Origin of the sequence: Limibacter armeniacum (assembly GCF_036880985.1) — a bacterium.
GTDB lineage: Bacteria > Bacteroidota > Bacteroidia > Cytophagales > Flammeovirgaceae > Limibacter > Limibacter armeniacum.
This window is the reverse complement of the sequence record NZ_JBAJNO010000008.1, coordinates 2001824-2019228: the sequence shown is the minus strand read 5'-3', so window position 1 is coordinate 2019228 and position 17405 is coordinate 2001824. Positions and strand designations below refer to the sequence as shown.

At 38.3% G+C, this 17405-nt stretch carries 12 protein-coding genes, 1 other RNA gene and 1 pseudogene; 4 read left to right on the top strand and 10 right to left on the bottom strand.

Annotated elements, in window-relative coordinates; translation table 11 throughout:
* Positions 1 to 10 precede the first annotated feature (10 nt).
* Both V6R21_RS14225 and V6R21_RS14220 read left to right on the top strand, forming a co-directional pair.
* The gene (locus tag V6R21_RS14225; protein ID WP_334244290.1) at positions 11 to 724 is read left to right on the top strand and encodes a glycoside hydrolase family 25 protein; all 714 of its coding nucleotides are present in this window, start codon (positions 11 to 13) and stop codon (positions 722 to 724) included.
* Positions 725 to 914: 190 nt separating this feature from the next.
* Complete coding sequence (locus V6R21_RS14220; RefSeq protein ID WP_334244289.1) at positions 915 to 2258, top strand: hybrid sensor histidine kinase/response regulator; 1344 nt, start codon at positions 915 to 917, stop codon at positions 2256 to 2258.
* Between the two features lie 65 nt (positions 2259 to 2323).
* On the opposite strand, the gene V6R21_RS14215 is transcribed toward V6R21_RS14220, so the two are convergent.
* From V6R21_RS14215 to V6R21_RS14175, 9 genes and pseudogenes are all read right to left on the bottom strand, one after another.
* The gene (locus V6R21_RS14215; protein WP_334244288.1) at positions 2324 to 3661 is read right to left on the bottom strand and encodes a PAS domain-containing sensor histidine kinase; all 1338 of its coding nucleotides are present in this window, start codon (positions 3659 to 3661) and stop codon (positions 2324 to 2326) included.
* A gap of 669 nt (positions 3662 to 4330) precedes the next feature.
* Positions 4331 to 4636 (bottom strand): DUF983 domain-containing protein, encoded by a 306-nt coding sequence (locus V6R21_RS14210; RefSeq protein WP_334244287.1) that lies wholly within the window; start codon positions 4634 to 4636, stop codon positions 4331 to 4333.
* 157 nt (positions 4637 to 4793) lie between these two features.
* The gene (locus V6R21_RS14205) at positions 4794 to 5510 is read right to left on the bottom strand and encodes a cell division ATP-binding protein FtsE (RefSeq protein ID WP_334244286.1); all 717 of its coding nucleotides are present in this window, start codon (positions 5508 to 5510) and stop codon (positions 4794 to 4796) included.
* Positions 5511 to 5548: 38 nt separating this feature from the next.
* Positions 5549 to 5752 (bottom strand): fructose-6-phosphate aldolase, encoded by a 204-nt coding sequence (locus tag V6R21_RS14200; protein ID WP_334244285.1) that lies wholly within the window; start codon positions 5750 to 5752, stop codon positions 5549 to 5551.
* A 159-nt stretch (positions 5753 to 5911) separates the two neighbouring features.
* A pseudogene (gene fsa / locus V6R21_RS14195) lies at positions 5912 to 6579 on the bottom strand (fructose-6-phosphate aldolase).
* 206 nt (positions 6580 to 6785) lie between these two features.
* Positions 6786 to 6878, bottom strand: an RNA gene (gene ffs / locus V6R21_RS14190) — signal recognition particle sRNA small type.
* Between the two features lie 108 nt (positions 6879 to 6986).
* Positions 6987 to 7628 carry a PAQR family membrane homeostasis protein TrhA gene (gene trhA / locus V6R21_RS14185; protein ID WP_334244284.1) on the bottom strand — a complete coding sequence of 214 codons (642 nt, stop codon included), beginning with the start codon at positions 7626 to 7628 and terminating at the stop codon, positions 6987 to 6989.
* A 182-nt stretch (positions 7629 to 7810) separates the two neighbouring features.
* Positions 7811 to 8842, bottom strand: coding sequence for a guanosine monophosphate reductase (locus tag V6R21_RS14180; protein WP_334244283.1), 1032 nt, complete (start codon positions 8840 to 8842; stop codon positions 7811 to 7813).
* Between the two features lie 163 nt (positions 8843 to 9005).
* The gene (locus V6R21_RS14175; RefSeq protein WP_334244282.1) at positions 9006 to 10199 is read right to left on the bottom strand and encodes a hypothetical protein; all 1194 of its coding nucleotides are present in this window, start codon (positions 10197 to 10199) and stop codon (positions 9006 to 9008) included.
* Positions 10200 to 10826: 627 nt separating this feature from the next.
* On the opposite strand from V6R21_RS14175, the gene V6R21_RS14170 reads away from it, so the two are divergent.
* Positions 10827 to 11930, top strand: coding sequence for an SPOR domain-containing protein (locus V6R21_RS14170; RefSeq protein ID WP_334244281.1), 1104 nt, complete (start codon positions 10827 to 10829; stop codon positions 11928 to 11930).
* 299 nt (positions 11931 to 12229) lie between these two features.
* Positions 12230 to 13567 (top strand): tetratricopeptide repeat protein, encoded by a 1338-nt coding sequence (locus V6R21_RS14165; protein ID WP_334244280.1) that lies wholly within the window; start codon positions 12230 to 12232, stop codon positions 13565 to 13567.
* Between the two features lie 76 nt (positions 13568 to 13643).
* Here the strand turns inward: V6R21_RS14165 and V6R21_RS14160 are convergent, their stop codons facing one another.
* Positions 13644 to 17018, bottom strand: a complete 3375-nt coding sequence (locus tag V6R21_RS14160) for a methylmalonyl-CoA mutase family protein (protein WP_334244279.1) — start codon at positions 17016 to 17018, stop codon at positions 13644 to 13646.
* Positions 17019 to 17405: the final 387 nt, after the last annotated feature.

The window sequence follows — 17405 nt, the reverse complement described above, 5'->3', positions numbered from 1 at the left end:
TTTATACAAAATGATTAACCAAAAGAAGTTTGGTTTTCAAATTCATGGCATCGATGTTTCGTACTACCAAGAACAAATTGATTGGAGTAAGGTTAGTCAGGATGAAATAGTATTTTGTTTTATCAAGGCTACAGAGGGTATCAGCATTCAGGATTCAAAATTTCACCACAATTGGGCACAAGCATCTGAGGCTGGTATTATCAGAGGGGCTTATCATTTTTTCAGACCAACAGTGAAGCCGCATATACAAGCAAAAAAATACATTGAAAATGTAAAGCTTGAAGAAGGTGACTTACCTCCAGTCCTTGATCTGGAGACATTGGATGGTATTCCTCCCAAAATTTTCAGAAAAGCTGTAAAAGAATGGGTTGAATTGATCGAAAGTCACTACCAAATCAAACCAATCCTATACACCAATGTGTCTTTTTATCAGGATTACCTACAAGGTAACTTTGTGGAATATCCAATATGGATTGCTGCCTATAACAAAATAATACCACCTAAGCTTTCCAATAGAAAAGAAAACTGGATGTTTTGGCAACATACAGACAGCGGTTCTGTTAATGGAATTACAGGTTCTGTAGATTTAAATGTCTTCCGAGGCACTTTGGAGCAACTTCAATCAATGTGTATCCAAGGCTTGACACCTTCTAGCAAAAGAATGGAAGCATCAAAAGTCTCTAACCTGCCTAAAATATCAGATATTCAATCAGTTAATCATTAGATTAAAGCATCTTATACTTTATATTTTCAGTTTATAGATTATACAGTATTTTTGTAATACTGATGAAATATGACAACTAACTTACCGCATCACCTCAACGAAAAACAGAATCTGTGATTCGTAACAGGAATATTGCACTTAATTGAATTGGAAGGGAATGCACCTCTTCCTAAACAACGTTGGGAACACCATGAATACAGAATCAACGCCGAAAGAGAAACCAACTGTCCTATACGTAGATGATGAACAGCAGAACCTTGTATCCTTTAGAGCAGGGTTCCGAAAAGTCTACAATGTCCTGACTGCAAACAGTGGGCATGAAGCACTTGAAATACTAACAGACAATCACCAAAAAGTAAGTGTAATCATATCGGACCAAAGAATGCCGAAAATGACGGGTGTAGAACTCTTTGAACAAGTAAGAGAACTCTACCCTGATATTATGAGAATTGTTCTGACTGGTTACAGTGATGTTCAGGACATCATCAATGCAATCAGTAAAGGAGAAGTCTACAGGTATATTACCAAACCTTGGGATCGTGATGAACTGAAAGTCACTTTGGATAATGCAATTGAAGCATTTGAACTAAAGAAGGAAAACAAGAAACTTTTCACGAATCTAAAGGCTGCCTACTCCCAGTTGGAAGAAGACGCCAAGATGCTTGAAATAAAAGTAGCAGAGCGCACCAAAGAACTTCAGGCACAAAAAGAACAGCTCCTTCAGCAAAAAGAAGAGCTTGAAAACAGCAGGAAGTCACTTAAGAGAAAGCAAATCGTCCTTCAGAAACAAAATGAAGAGTTGATGGAGCTTGACAGTGAAAAAAATCATTTGATTGGCATTGTCGCTCACGATTTGAAAAGTCCACTCAACCAGATAGAAGGTTTAGTTGAACTTATCAAGATGGACGATGAAAACCTGAATGACGAGCAAAGAGAATACATAGAGCACATCACCAGCTCAATCAAGAGACAGCAAAACATGATCATGCAAATTCTTGACTTGAATGCAATTGAAGCCAAGAAATCAAATATGGTGCTATCTCATATGAATCTTGGCGAACTATTGACAGATGTGGCAGACAGGTTTGCCCTTTCAGCAGAAAAGAAGCAGATCAAAATCACAACCGATATTGACAAGGACGATTCTTTTGCCATGGTTGATGAAAACTACTTCACTCAGATTTTCCAGAACCTGATTTCAAATGCAATCAAGTTCTCTCCAGAAGGGAAAGGGGTTCACCTCACGCTAAAAGAAGAAAAAGGCAGCTTACAGGCAACGGTTAAAGACGAAGGTCCGGGCCTAAGCGAAGAGGATAAATCAAAGTTGTTTGGTAAATTTCAAAAGCTTTCTGCACGCCCTACTGCAGGCGAACACTCAACTGGTTTAGGGCTGTCAATTGTTAAAAAGCTAGCAGAAGAGTTAGGAGCCAAAGTTTGGTGTGAAAGCACTCATGGTGAGGGCGCGTCCTTTATCGTTGAGTTCAAAAAATCTCCAATCGCAGAAGCAAAAGATCATTCAGCAAGTTCTGTTTAAGTATAAACTATTTAAAAGAGAAGCGCTTCTTTGAGTAAAAGAAGCGCTTTTTATTGTATATATAGTTAGTAAGTGGCTACTGATTTTTTAACAAGGTTGAAATCACCTTTTGGTAACTCTACCCAAAAAGTAGATCCTTTACCTTGCTTACTCTTAACCCAGATTTTCCCATTATTTTTTTCGACAAATTCTTTACATAATACCAGTCCCATACCTGTACCCGCTTCTTTTGCAGTACCCGGTGTTGTATACTTTTTATCAAGCCGGAAAACCCAATCCATCACCTCTTTTGACATCCCTACCCCATTGTCATGAATCGCTAAATGCACAACATTATCCAACTCAATGGCTTCTATAACAATTTTCCCTTTCTTATAGGTAAACTTTAGTGCATTGCCTATCAAATTGCGAAGAACGGAGTAAATTGAATTCTCATCAGCAAAAATGGTGACGTTACCAGATACCTTTAACTCAATTTCTATCTGTTTATTTTCCCTTATACTTTCAACCAAATTGAGTGTCTTGGTAAGTAAACTTGAAACTGGTAGGTGCTCAAAAAACAATGGAATATCACCTGTCTGTGAACGGGACCATTCCAATAGGTTCTCAAGTAACTTATACAGTCCATCTACAGACATCTTGAGTTGCCCTGCCATTTCCTGTATTTCATTTCTTGAAAGTTTATCCACGTGCATGGCTATTAGGTCTGTAAAAGAAAGTAGTGAGTTTAAAGGACCTTTCACATCGTGTGCCATGATTGAGAAGAACTTATCTTTCGTCGAATTAGAGGAAGAAAGGTATTCCTTCTGTTTCCTTAACTCCTCAAACTTTAGATTCAACTGTTCTTCTTTGACTTTTCTTTCTGTTATATCATGTACAATACATAAGACCTCTTCTTCACCAGATTCCAATGTAACATCTGAAAATGTCACATCTCCCCATTTAACGGCATTATGCATGGTAGTAAAGGGCAGTTCTATCTTTGAGCTACCGCTATTTTTAGCTATCAAGTCAACTTTAATGTCAAACTGAACAATAGCTGACAACTTCTTCCCTGTTATCTTGGTTTGTGCAATACCTAGCCACTGGCAGAACAGCTTATTTGCATACAGTATTTCACCTTCCTTATTAAGTACAATAATATTAGTGGTAGCGTCGATGGTTTTTACATAGGCATTCAAAGTATCTGAGTTTTTTGATGGTTGTTTGGTAAGTTTCTGATCATTGGCAACTGCATTTGCTTTCTGATGGGAGGCGGTGATGCTTTTAATTTCAGTACTTACATTTGTACTGTTTTTTCGCCGGAGGAAATTTTTATAAACACCAGCAGCCAAAATCATACTGCTGCTTATGCTCATAATAACCTCATACCCATCTACAAAAGTCCACATTTCATTATCCATAGTGGTCAATCTTTTGAAAATGGTGGTTAAATCATATAGCTGGTTTCTGTTGGTTAGCTTTTCATAGGCGTGTCAATTCTTCAAATGGCAGGTAACCAATACGCTGCAACCGATAATTGAATATTTTTGATAACAAGAGGTTAAAATCAAGTCAGTCAATACATAATTACTACATTGGTAATAACTCTTAGTTATAAGATACAAATATTTTCTTTCCATGCCTCTATCAAATATTTATTACATCTAGAAATCTGATAAAAACATAGACACATATAAAATTTTGAAATAAGTATCTTTATATAATTCAATTAGCAATCCTATAAAAGTCTACTAACCAACCTAAATAAAGGTTTAACAACAGCAGGAATTCTATTTTTGGAGGGGAAAAATCAGAAAGGCAACTAAATAATAATTACAAATCCTTCAGGAAGAAAACTAAAATGAATTTACAGTTGTTGAGAATTCAAAAGGACAAACCAAATTTCTTTGAAATATACGACTGTGGTCTAAATCATGGATGTAATAGACAATTCCCATCCCATCCATGTAATGACAAGAGTTCTCGGTTTATTTATCTTAATAGGTGAATAAGCTCCACTTTAAGACTACAACTACACATTTCAAAAGGTGATAAACCCGGCAGTATTAACTGCCGGGATTTTTTTTGCATTATGCTTTATTTTCATTTGACGTTGGGTTCTGCTTAGCCAAATCAGGATCATAATCAACACCTCCAAACAAATGGAGATAAATAGAACGTGAAATTCTGAAGTTGACAGGCAACAGAATGAAAATTGGTGGAAAAATCACCAGAAAATATACCCAAACCTCTTTTGGGTCATATAGCACATATGTTGCAACAAAAAATGCTATCATGATTGCTACATTGACCCCATAACTTACATAACTCGCTCCAAAATAAAATCCAGGCTCAGGAGAGAGGTTACCACCACATTTCGGGCAGTTTTTATGCATCTGGTTAAATTTTGTAGAGTATGCAGGATATTTGAACATTTTCTCTGAACGGCAATAAGGGCACTTTGCCGTTAACATAGCCGAGAGCTTGCTAGTTTCTTTTTCTTGTTTGTTTCCCATAGTTTCTGCTATTAAAGTCTAAAGCTGGTCATCATCATTAATCTCCACTTTCTCCAATATTCAACCTTTGGAGAATTTGGTTTCGTGTCAGGTCTTTTAGATTTCCATCCTCACAATAAATCACCCTGGCCGGATATTGCTTCAAAAAGCTGTGATAATGCGTTGCCATAATAACTGCTGTCCCTTGCTGATTGATTTCAACAAATAGCTTCAATATATCTTGCGCGACTGCTGGATCAAGGTTTCCCGTAGGCTCATCGGCTAACAGTACAAGTGGGTCATTGACTAATGCCCTAGCAATTGTCAAACGTTGCTGTTCACCACCAGAAAGCTGATGAGGGTATTTATTTCCAGAACCTTCTAACCCTACTCTCTCCAATAACTCATAGACTTTTCGTTCCATGGCACCTGCACTTTTCCAGCCAGTGGCTTCCATGACAAATATCAGGTTATCCTTTACAGTACGGTCAGTCAACAACTCAAAGTCCTGAAAAACAATCCCCAGTTTACGTCTCAGTTGAGCAATCTCTTTTCTTTTGATTGTCCTTACATTGTACCCAACTACCTTAACAGTACCTGATTTAGGCTCAAGATCTGCATACATAGTTTTAAGTATAGAAGACTTCCCACTGCCTGTCTTACCAATCAGGTAAAGAAACTCCCCTTCTGCCACATCGATATTGATGCCTTTCATGACAACATTATCTTCCTGTTCTATATCTACATCTCTAAAGCTAACTACAATGTTTTTCATATAAATAAGGTTGGGTTGTAGTACGAAATCAAATAATATCAGATTTCCAATTTTTGTAATCTACCAAATGGTAAATTTTCAATGATTTTTTTCAATTCATCTTCCTTACCTCCTAGACCATACTTTTCCATTTTACTTAAAGGTCTGTCTGCCCTGAAATAAGCGATCAATACAAAATTCTCATCTCTCAGTTGAATGTAATCTGGAATTTTGGCTTTCCCCTTTACCTTGATGATATACATTTTCTCCTATTTTACAGTAAAATATATTTTGCGTCTCAAATTTATAAAATCGGTAGCATGATATTGAACTATTTTTATAGAATATAACTTTTTCAAATCAAAAAGCCTCACCCTTGAATCAGGTGAGGCTCTGTTGTAATGCTATAGTTCAAAACTGAATTAAACAGTTTCTTGCTCTTCCATCTTTTTGGCATCAGCCAAGAATTGTGCTAAACCGATATCTGTCAAAGGGTGCTTTAACAGACCTGTGATCACTCCCAATGGACATGTCACTACATCAGCACCTACTTTAGCGGCATCTACCAAGTGCATTGTATGTCTCACAGATGCAGCCAATACCTCAGTACCAAAACCAAAGTTATCATAAACTGTTACGATATCTTCGATTAATTGCATACCATCTGTAGAAATGTCATCCAACCTGCCAATAAATGGAGATACGTATGAAGCACCTGCCTTTGCAGCCAAAATAGCTTGACCTACTGAAAACACCAATGTACAGTTCGTTCTAATGCCTTTGTCAGAGAAATACTTGATTGCCTTTACCCCATCCTTGATCATAGGGACTTTCACGACAATCTTAGAGTCAATAGCAGCCAACTCTTCTCCTTCCTTAATGATGTTCTCATAGTCAGTTGCAATTACCTCTGCACTAACATCACCATCCACGATCTCACAAATAGCCTTATAATGTGCCATTACATTAGCTTTGCCGCTAATCCCTTCTTTTGCCATCAATGACGGGTTAGTTGTAACCCCATCCAAAACACCTAAGGCATGTGCTTCCTTGATATCCTCAGGTTTGCTGTGTCAATAAAGAATTTCATGTGTATTGTTTAGTTTTCATTTTTACAGTGGATGATAGTCGTAAGGGCATTTCGCACTATTTCTACCGATCACTATCTGCATATTCAAAGTATGTTGTTTGGCTAGAGTAAAATACTCTCCACTTGATACAAAAATATACTTATTCTAGAAAATATATAATGAAATCTAAAGAATTGTAGGAAGGGAAAAGAGAGAATAGGGCATAAAAAAACAAGCCAGTAACGCACCGCTCAACCACTTACCCTTGCTTGCTTCCGCACCTGGGGGATTCGTAGGAGCTGATCGTACTGACTTGCAATGCAAATATAGCATAAAAAAATAAGGGAGTCCAACTATTTCTTACAATTAGACATCCCCTAACACTTTAATCACTGAACTTCAGTTTATTATTTTTTTATAAAATATCTCATCGCACATAATGATAGATACAAAAATACAAAAATGCACTCCCACCCATTACAAATAAGTGCCAGATAGCATGATTAAACGGAAGCTTGTTCCATATATAAAACACAACACCGATACTGTAACTCAAACCTCCCAATAAAAGAAGGTTGAACCCATCTTCTTTCAACTCATTTAGCAGGTCACGGTAAAAGAATGCTCCTACCCAACCCATAATCAGGTAAAACAGCAGTGACAAGCGTTTGTACTTTCCAATAAAAAAGAATTTAAAGATCACTCCTGAAATGGCCATCAGCCAAATAATCACAAACATCCAGATTCCTGATGAACCTTTTATGGTGATTAATGTAAATGGCGTATAGGTTCCTGCTATTAGTACATAAATAGCTGAATGGTCTATCAGCTGAAAAATTCGATAGAGGCGCTTGTTCCTAAAAAAAGCATGGTATAATGTAGAAGCCAAATAAAGGACTACCATGCTACCTCCAAATACTGTGTAACTGGTCACATGAAGTGCAGGAAGGGGTGTTTCGTCTCGCCAGATAAGCGCGAAAAGTCCAACAATACTCAATACAGCACCTAGACCGTGAGTAAGTGAGCTTGCCACCTCTTCTACTGGCGTATCAGCCTTGAGCGTATTCATAGCTTTTAAGTTTGGTTGAACATGAAATATGGTTTCGGGCGAAACCTGAGGTTTAATTGGGATTTACCTCCTTTTCAAATTAGATGATTGGATATTATACAATATAAAGATTGCTCTCCTCTGCCTTACGTGACAAATTCATAAAAAAAGGAAGCCCCATTTCTGAAACTTCCTTTTTTTGTTCAATCTCTTTTGCCGTGAGCTATACTTTCCTTCAAGCCAAGTGTTGACATTTCCACAAACTCAACATTCGCCTTAAGCTCAGCTATCGTGGTAGCTCCATTGTAAGTCATACCTGAAGCTAAACCTCCTAAGTAACGCTTTAGAATAGGTTCCACTGGCCCTTTATACTCCACCAATGTTTTCTCGCCTTCCACACTGATTACTTCAGTTACTTGCTGCTTGTCTTTTTTCATTTTGCTGACAGCAGCATCGAAGCTTGCCATCCCCCTATAGGTTTTAAACTTCTTACCGTTTGCCACTATCAACTCCCCCGGAGCTTCATCTGTACCACTTACTATAGAGCCTACCATTACATTATCAGCTCCTGCGCCAATAGCTTTGACAATATCCCCTGGCTGCTTGATTCCTCCATCTGCACAGATAGGCAATCCACCTGCCCCTTGGAAGGCATCGTCAATTGCTGTAAGCTGAGGCACTCCACAGCCTGTCATAATTCTTGTCGTACACATAGAACCTGGACCTACTCCTACTTTGAGTCCATCCGCTCCCCAATCTGCAAACTCTTGGGCAGCATCCCTGCTTGCAATATTTCCAACCAAGACGTCTACCTTTGGAAAGTGTTTCTTTACATAGTCCAATGTTTCCTTTGCCATAATTGAGTGACCATGAGCAATATCCAGTACTACTATATCCAACCCTGCCTCCACTAAAGCCTCCAATCGTTCTTCATAATCTTTAACGCCCAGTGCAGCCGCACTGATCAAGCCTTCATCCTTTACTGCCCGTATCTCTGAAGCCTGCTCCTCAATCGTCAGGAAACGGTGAATCACTCCTAAACCTCCTAACTTACCTACTGCTATGGCCATCTTGCTTTCACAAACTGTATCCATATTGGCTATCAGTATAGGAATTCCAATTGAGTGATTCTTTGTCACTTTTGTTTGGAAATTCACATCTCTTCTTGATCTAATTGTATTGTACTTTGGCACAATCAATACATCATCAAAACTATAGGCTTTTCTGATTCTCATAGAATTTCATATTTATCAGTACTCAAAAAATTTCAGAATTATAATCTAGCACTGGATAGTCAAACAAGAAATGATCTTTGCCACTAATCAAGAATAAAAAAGAAAAGGAGCAGCCTTCTTTTACGATTGCTGCTCCTTCTGATATATTAAAGTAATTCTCTAATTAAAATCCTCTCTTCAAAGAAATAGTCGCTCTGATTGGGCTTGAGATATTACCTGCTTCATCCTTAAACTTCGCATAAACGGTCTTAATACCATCCGTTTCCCCACTTAGTTTCCAGTTTTCAAGTTTTGTCTGGAACCTACGCCATGTAGCATCACTGAATGAAGGATGATTACTCACAATCATATAAGCCACATCTACACCACCTAATGAAAGAGACACTTCTTTATTAATATTATCTGTCTCTTTAGCGCCATTGTTGATTTCCAGTTTTAGGTCAGTTGGAGGTGTTGTATCCAAAATGATATTATCAGAACATGCTCGAGTTTCATTTCCAGCTATATCCTTAAATTTCACAAAAACTGATTTCTCTCCGTCTTCTCCTTCCAACGTCAGTGTCTTGTTGTCCTTGTATGCTTCCCATGTCGCTGTTTTCAAAGCCTCCTCGGATTGAGCTACAGCCATTGAATCAACATGACGTGACATGATCTTGACGACAATCTCTTTTGTCTGATCAATCGTATATTTTTGTCCACCATTAATTTCTACAGTTCCTTCCATTGGAGGTGTACGGTCAAGCAATATTTCATCATGGGCTGTCAATGAAACATTCCCTGCTACATCTCTAAATCTCACATAAACGGTTCTCGGTCCATCAAAACCCGGCTCCAGATCCCACTCTGCATACTCATCCTTCAGGAGTTGCCACTTTTTACCATGAAAAGCATTGTGGTTACTGATCTCATAAAATTTTGCACCATCGGCTTTAAGGATTATACCAACCGTCAGGCTCTCTTTATTTGTATAATACTTACCAGGTACATCAATCTTGATGTAAGGGTTTGATGGAGGCGTATTATCTAAAGTTATTTTTGAAGTAACTACATCTGACAGTTTTCCAGAATCATCTTTAAACTGTGCCATCATAATCTTCTCCCCTTCTCCATCAGATAGCATCCAAACCACCTCTTCTGTATACTTCATCCAACGCACATCACTGAAGACCAAATCTTCACCAATACGCATTTCAGTAGCTCCTTCTGCGGCAACTTTTAATTTCACTCGTCTTTCATTTGTATATTTACCATCTGAAAAACGGATTCTGGCTCCTGGGAAATCTCCTTGCGCAAACAGTGTAGCAGTAGAACTTAAAAGACCAAATACTAATCCTATCTTTAGTTTTAGCTTTCTCATTAATATTTAATTGCTTGGTTTTATTGATAATTCTCTTTTTCAAAACCAGTCCTATGCTGGACAAGAGCGAAAACTGCAACAACTTTTGCACCAATTTTTCATTGATTAAATGCAGCCTCGCCAACCCTTTGTAAAAGAACACTTTAAATAGTTAAGGGCTATATTCAGATTGAATCTTACATACTTAAACGTATAACATCCCATCTAAAGTGTGTTTATATTCGCAACACAATAGAATAATCTAAATTTTGTCCACATTGCACTTTGGCTTGTTTTTAGCTAAATAGAATGTTTCAAGTTTAAATTTAACTATAGAACTAAATCCTCGTAAAGATCGCTAAAATATGTAAATTTGCTTAATGAATGTAAACTCAAAGTGAGTAACATCTGAAAATATTGCTAAAAACTACAACCAGAAATGTGGAAAACCCAGCTGCTACTATCTTAGAAAAGTCAGTCTCTCCCCATTGGCATTAGTTTAGGCATAAATTATATCACCAATTTAACTTGTGTGATTATCAGCGTGATGACTACAACAGCTTTGAATTACCTATTCTCAACAAAATAAAGTAATACGTTTCACTGTTATCTGTAATAAATAAAAGCAATCAGATGAAAGCCCGTTGTATGAATAAAGTACTAACGCTATCACTAATATTTTTTCTAGGAATATTTTTCTTTTCTACCTCCGCAAATGCACAAGTTGAAGAAGGTCAATGGTATTCACCAGACAGACTTTCGCAGGAGGGCGTGAATATAACGAAGGAACTCTATCCTACCACTTCACTAGAATCGGGAGACACTACGATGACCGTTTATGGTGATGCAAGTGTAGAATTCAAGATTTTTTTTGTGAACGGTTCGCAGTACGACAATATTTTCAACCCCAACCCTACCGGTATCTTACTGAATGGGAAGGAGTTTTATTTTTACTGTGGTATTGAGAAAACCATCCGACAAAATTACAGTAACGTTCTTGAGGCAAAAGAATTTGAGTATTTGGGTAAAAAGTACCTGATGCTGATCTCTTTCCGTGAAGACTGTCTTGGTGACAACTGTCAATACAGATGTTACAACCTTTTTGACATCACAAATAGCAAGAGAATTTTCCAGACATCTTTCTCAAGTATTTATCAGGGTGTTGATTCATTTGGTGAATTCAACAACGATGGTAAATTGGATTTCCTTCGTTTTGCTCCTAAACCAAAGGAAGGTGCTCCTGATGATGATTCTCACTACCTGATCACAGCCTACACTCTTGGACGTTCAATGCCAAAACAGCTTACAGATGGTGGTAACACTTATTACCTGTATGCAGAAGGAGAACCTGAAGGAACTCGTTTCCAAGTATTGCAGGCTTACTGGTTCTTCGGATTGAAAGACTCGAAAGGTGAAACTGCTGAGCCTACTCCTTACTTCGCAGAATATATCTCATTTGATCCTCTGTACCGCTATTTATACAACCCTGACGGTGTAAGAATAGAAAAGAACAGATGGTCAATCCATGTGACGGATGTAGGTGATTTGGAAGCTGCTCAGGAATATTGCAGACAGATTCAGACTAAAAGTTTTGAAGATGTATTCATTATGATTGACCAGTACAGCGGTGATATTACATATCAGGTATATGTCGGTAACTTCATCAATAAGGAAGGCGCTGTCAATTACCAGGAGAGACTTGCTAAGAATGGAATCAGAGGCGATTTGGCTGATTTTAAGAACATGTACTAGACGTTATAAAAATCAGTACATGTACTAGATATAATAAAAAAGCAGCACACCTTAATTTGGTTTGCTGCTTTTTTGATATTGAAAGATCGACATGTATCGATAAATAAAACATTAATAATAAATGAAGTATCGAAAAATATATTCTTCATTTTACGTTTAAGGTTTGAGCTAGTATTGTATTGTGGAAATGTAATATCGAGGCTTAAAATAAGTAAAAGCTGATTATCAGTATTTTTATATTTTTGGAACTGTATTGGATAAGAGTAACAAAAGTTGTTAATGCTAAAAATATCAACCCAATGAGAGGATATATTGCAAAAATTTTAATTTTCTTTTTTTTCCTAAGTAGTGCAAATGCATTCGGTCAAGAAGTTGACAAAGTAAAAGAGTTTATCGAAAAAGCAGACTTCCTGCTTGAAAACAACCGCTTTGAAGACGCTATGGCAATGCTTGACAATGCCATTTTGGTTGATCCTAGCAATGCAACACTCAATTATAAGAAAGCGACCATCTTTCACTCACATGCGAAGTTTGATGCCGCTATCGAGGAATTGAAAAAAGCTGTTGAAAAGGACAATAACTACACTGATGCTTTTGATCAATTGGGAGACTTGTATGCTCAGTCACAAGATTCATATCAGTCTGTCCAGTATTATGACAAAGCCTATAAAACGACTAAAGATAAAGAGCAAAAATACCTGTTCAAGCTGAAGATTCTTGATGTACTGGATCAGACCCGTAACATTAGAGAGATGTACCAGCATATCGAAGATGCCAAAAGCCAGGTAGGTAACAAATTTGACCTTTCATACTACGAAGCAATGTACAGAAATGAAGTGGAAGAATTTGATACTGCACTTAGCTTGATGGAATCTATTATTAAGGATATCAAGCCTGTTTCTGGTACAGAGATTTACTACCAGCAATACACCTATGCTTTATACAAACTGAGAAAATTTGATAAAGTAAAAGAAGTACTTGAGCTTACTGCGTCAAGCAGCGTTGCACCAACATTGGAAAGCTTCACTGCAAACTACCACTTCTCAATGGCTGAAGCTTATTTCCAGATCATGGATTACAGTAGAACGTCGGAAGTGTTGGAAATTGCTTTGAGCCTTGACCCTGCTCTGACCAAAGCATTTGAACTGAAAAAGCAACTGCTGGCTCTCAAAGCTGACAAGACAAAAGTAATTGAGGCATACAAAAATGCATTGGCTGCCGAAAAAGATCCTGAGCATAGATCTAAAAGGCTGTTGGAGCTTGCAAAGCTAAACTTTGACATGTCTAACTTCTCTGGGGCAATCTCTTACATTGAAGAGTATCAAAACCTACGCCCAGCCAACGCAAGAGACATCAAGACTGTATTTATGAGAGGCTCTGCTGAAATGCAAAGTCACATAATGGGCAAAGCGCTGGAGCAAATGTCAAAAATCATCCACAACCCTAAATTCTCACCACAAATGAAGGTGACATTCAACCTTGTTTTAGGTATGGCATACAAGAATAATGGGGAGTTTGACAAGGCTGAAGCTCACTTGAAAGATGCTTATGCAGGTCCTTTCAGAGACGTAGTAAAATATGAATTTGAAGAGGTAAGAAAACAAAGACACGCTAAAGAGTCTGGCAACAACGGTTAATTTTAACTCTTCTAACAAAAAAGGTCTTCACAATATTTCGTGAAGACCTTTTTTGTTTTCAGTCAGAAGATAATTACTACATGTTTCGGCGGTACTGTCCTCCTACTTCAAACAGCGCCTGCGTGATCTGACCTAGTGAAGCAACCTTTGCTGCACTCATCAAAGCCTCAAACGTATTTTCGTTTTTAACGGCTGCTGCTTTCAACTCTTGCAACTTCTCTTCACAGATTTCATGGTTTCGCTTGTGTAAGCTTTCCAGTGTTGAAATCTGCCCGTCTTTCTCTTCTTTAGTTGAGCGAATTACCTCATCAGGAATAATGGTAGGTGAGCCTTCTTTCGAAAGGAATGTATTGACACCTACAATAGGAATATTGCCTGAGTGTTTTTGATGTTCATAATACATTGACTCTTCCTGAATCTTGGTACGTTGATACATGGTTTCCATAGCACCCAATACGCCACCTCGCTCTGTGATTCTATCAAACTCCAATAAAACTGCTTCTTCTACCAAGTCCGTCAATTCTTCCTGAATAAATGAGCCTTGCATTGGGTTCTCATTTTTAGCCATACCCAACTCACGGTTAATAATCAGCTGAATTGCCACAGCTCTCCTTACAGATGATTCTGTTGGGGTTGTAATCGCCTCGTCAAAAGCATTTGTATGTAATGAGTTACAGTTGTCGTAGATTGCATACAAAGCCTGTAAAGTTGTACGAATATCATTGAACTCTATCTCTTGTGCGTGAAGGGACCTACCTGATGTCTGAATATGGTACTTCAGCATCTGAGAACGTTCACTTGCGCCATACTTCAGCTTCATGGCTTTTGCCCAAATCCTTCTGGCAACCCTACCAATTACAGAATACTCTGCATCGACACCATTTGAAAAGAAGAAAGAGAAATTAGGTGCAAATTTGTCTATATCCATACCCCTGCTCAAGTAATACTCTACAAAGGTAAAGCCATTAGCCAACGTCAAAGCCAACTGCGTGATAGGGTTTGCACCTGCTTCTGCAATATGGTAGCCTGATATTGACACTGAGTAGAAATTACGGATACCTTGATTAATAAAGTATTCCTGCATATCTCCCATGAGTCTCAATGAGAACTCTGTCGAGAATATACATGTATTCTGGGCCTGATCTTCTTTTAGAATATCTGCCTGAACTGTTCCTCTTACAGCTGACAGCGTCGAAGCTTTGATTTTGGCGTAAACATCCGCAGGTAATACCTGATCACCCGTTACGCCAAGAAGCATCAAACCTAGCCCATTATGACCTTCAGGAAGGTTCCCTCTATAAGTAGGTCTCTCGGCACCTTTCTTCTTGTAAATTGCCTCAATCTTTGACTCAACCTCTTTTTCCAGTCCATTCTCTTTGATATACAGCTCACATTGCTGATCAATAGCAGCATTCATAAAGAAGGCTGTCATAGCAGCTGCAGGACCATTGATCGTCATGGAAACCGAAGTAGTTGGCTCTGCCAAGTTAAACCCAGAATAAAGTTTCTTAGCATCATCCAAGCTAGCCACACTCACTCCTGAATTACCAATTTTACCATAAATATCAGGTCTGTAATCAGGGTTTTCTCCATATAAGGTCACAGAGTCGAAAGCTGTAGAAAGTCTTGCTGCCGGCTGACCATGGGATAGGTAATGAAACCTTCGGTTGGTACGCTCAGGGTTTCCTTCTCCAGCAAACATTCTTGTAGGGTCTTCACCTTGTCTCTTGAATGGGAATACACCTGCTGTATATGGGAATTGACCAGGAACATTTTCTTGCAAAGACCAAGTCAGAATATCACCCCAGCTTTTATACTTAGGTAATGACACTTTTGGTACTTGTGTATGTGAAAGTGTCTCTGTATGCGTTTTTACCCTGATTTCTTTCCCTCTCACAGTATAAACAAACTCATCTGCCTTGTAGGCTGCTTTCTTTGCCTCCCAATCTTCAATCAGTTTGGCATTATTGCCATCGAAGTTTCTTTTGAGGGTTTCATAAGTCTGTTCCAAATGAGAAAGTAATGCATCCTCTGTTCCAGCCTCTTTCAGAGTTTCCATTGTGGAGTGAATTCCATAAAGCTTATCAGCAATGACAGCCTGCTCTTCAACCCACTTATCATAACTCCTGATGGTATCTGTAATTTCCGAAAGGTATCTTGTTCTGCTTGGAGGTATAATGCTATGCTTTTCTGACAGAACTGAAGTCCTGTTCATATGTGACTCCCAACCAAGCTCCATTCGCTCGTCCAACAAATCTATAATTGACCTGTACAGGTTATTCATGCCTGGATCATTGAACTGGGAAGCAATTGTACCATAAACAGGAATCTCATCATCTGAGGCAGTCCAAAGCTGATGGTTTCGCTGATACTGTTTTTTCACATCCCTTAAGGCATCCATTGCACCTCGTTTGTCAAACTTGTTGACTGCTATAATATCAGCATAGTCCAGCATATCAATTTTTTCCAACTGAGTTGCTGCTCCATACTCAGGTGTCATCACGTACAATGAAACATCTGAATGGTCTACAATTTCAGTATCTGATTGCCCGATACCACTTGTTTCTAGAATAACCAAGTCAAACTTGGCAGCTCTTAACAGGTTAACAGTCTCCTGTACATGCTTGGATAGTGCCAAATTAGACTGTCTTGTCGCCAGCGAACGCATATATACACGATCGTCAGAGATTGCATTCATTCTGATTCGGTCACCTAGCAATGCACCACCTGTTTTTCTTTTTGATGGGTCAACAGATACAATTGCCATTCGTTTATCTGGAAAATCATTCAAGAACCTACGGATAAACTCATCCACAAGGCTTGATTTTCCAGCACCACCTGTTCCTGTAATACCTAGTACAGGTATCTTGGTCTGCTTAACCTGACCATGAATTTCTTCCAAGAATGTTGCAATCTCTTCAGGATAGTTTTCAGCTGCAGAGATCAACCTTCCCAAGTCCTTTGCTGAGCGTGCTTCGATATCATTCACTTCCCCATTGATTTGCTTACCTGTAGGGAAATCACACTGCTCCAGCAGATCATTGATCATACCTTGCAGTCCCATACTACGCCCGTCATCTGGCGAGTAAATTCGGGTAATTCCATAATTGTGTAGTTCCTCAATTTCATCTGGAAGTATTGTACCTCCACCACCACCGAAGATCTTGATATGGCCACATCCATTTTCCTTTAGCATATCATGGATATACTTGAAAAACTCTACGTGTCCACCTTGATATGAGGTAATAGCGATAGCCTGAGCATCCTCTTGAATGGCACAGTCTACAATTTCCTTCACAGACCTGTTGTGTCCCAAATGGATCACCTCTCCTCCTGATGACTGAATGATTCGTCTCATAATATTGATGGCAGCATCATGTCCATCAAAAAGAGAAGCCGCCGTCACCACCCTAATCTTGTTCTTAGGCTTGTAAGGTTCAATAGTTTGCATGTGTTGATTTGGTTAGTAATATGATATAATCTGGTCTCAATCTTTTATAGTTAATGTGCAAAAGTTCAATAGGAATAACATAAATCGACCTTGTTCACATCTATTCAAGTATTCAAATTGCCGACTTGACCAATACACATTTTCGTATCGTAAAAATATAAAATTCTAACAAATTATTTCATTTTAAAGCCAATCAAAGCCACGAATAATGGCATTAAACATAAATGAACAAATATTCATTAAATTCACACTTCACTAGCTTAATCCCCTGTATTAGGCTACACTTTCATATTCACATTCTTTTAGTCTAATAACATATTAAATAATTCATAATGTGATAGTTAAATAAACAACAAGCCGTTTTCTTTGAACTTATTCCAACTTTCA

What these genes read in the sequence shown, in the direction of transcription:
- V6R21_RS14160 (WP_334244279.1), bottom strand. Translation starts at nt 17,018, where the DNA reads ATGCAAACTATTGAACCTTACAAGCCTAAGAACAAGATTAGGGTGGTG.
- V6R21_RS14180 (WP_334244283.1), bottom strand. Translation starts at nt 8,842, where the DNA reads ATGAGAATCAGAAAAGCCTATAGTTTTGATGATGTATTGATTGTGCCA.
- V6R21_RS14165 (WP_334244280.1), top strand. Translation starts at nt 12,230, where the DNA reads ATGAGAGGATATATTGCAAAAATTTTAATTTTCTTTTTTTTCCTAAGT.
- V6R21_RS14225 (WP_334244290.1), top strand. Translation starts at nt 11, where the DNA reads ATGATTAACCAAAAGAAGTTTGGTTTTCAAATTCATGGCATCGATGTT.
- V6R21_RS14205 (WP_334244286.1), bottom strand. Translation starts at nt 5,510, where the DNA reads ATGAAAAACATTGTAGTTAGCTTTAGAGATGTAGATATAGAACAGGAA.
- trhA (WP_334244284.1), bottom strand. Translation starts at nt 7,628, where the DNA reads ATGAATACGCTCAAGGCTGATACGCCAGTAGAAGAGGTGGCAAGCTCA.
- V6R21_RS14170 (WP_334244281.1), top strand. Translation starts at nt 10,827, where the DNA reads ATGAATAAAGTACTAACGCTATCACTAATATTTTTTCTAGGAATATTT.
- V6R21_RS14200 (WP_334244285.1), bottom strand. Translation starts at nt 5,752, where the DNA reads ATGTATATCATCAAGGTAAAGGGGAAAGCCAAAATTCCAGATTACATT.
- V6R21_RS14210 (WP_334244287.1), bottom strand. Translation starts at nt 4,636, where the DNA reads ATGCATAAAAACTGCCCGAAATGTGGTGGTAACCTCTCTCCTGAGCCT.
- V6R21_RS14215 (WP_334244288.1), bottom strand. Translation starts at nt 3,661, where the DNA reads ATGGATAATGAAATGTGGACTTTTGTAGATGGGTATGAGGTTATTATG.
- V6R21_RS14175 (WP_334244282.1), bottom strand. Translation starts at nt 10,199, where the DNA reads ATGAGAAAGCTAAAACTAAAGATAGGATTAGTATTTGGTCTTTTAAGT.
- V6R21_RS14220 (WP_334244289.1), top strand. Translation starts at nt 915, where the DNA reads ATGAATACAGAATCAACGCCGAAAGAGAAACCAACTGTCCTATACGTA.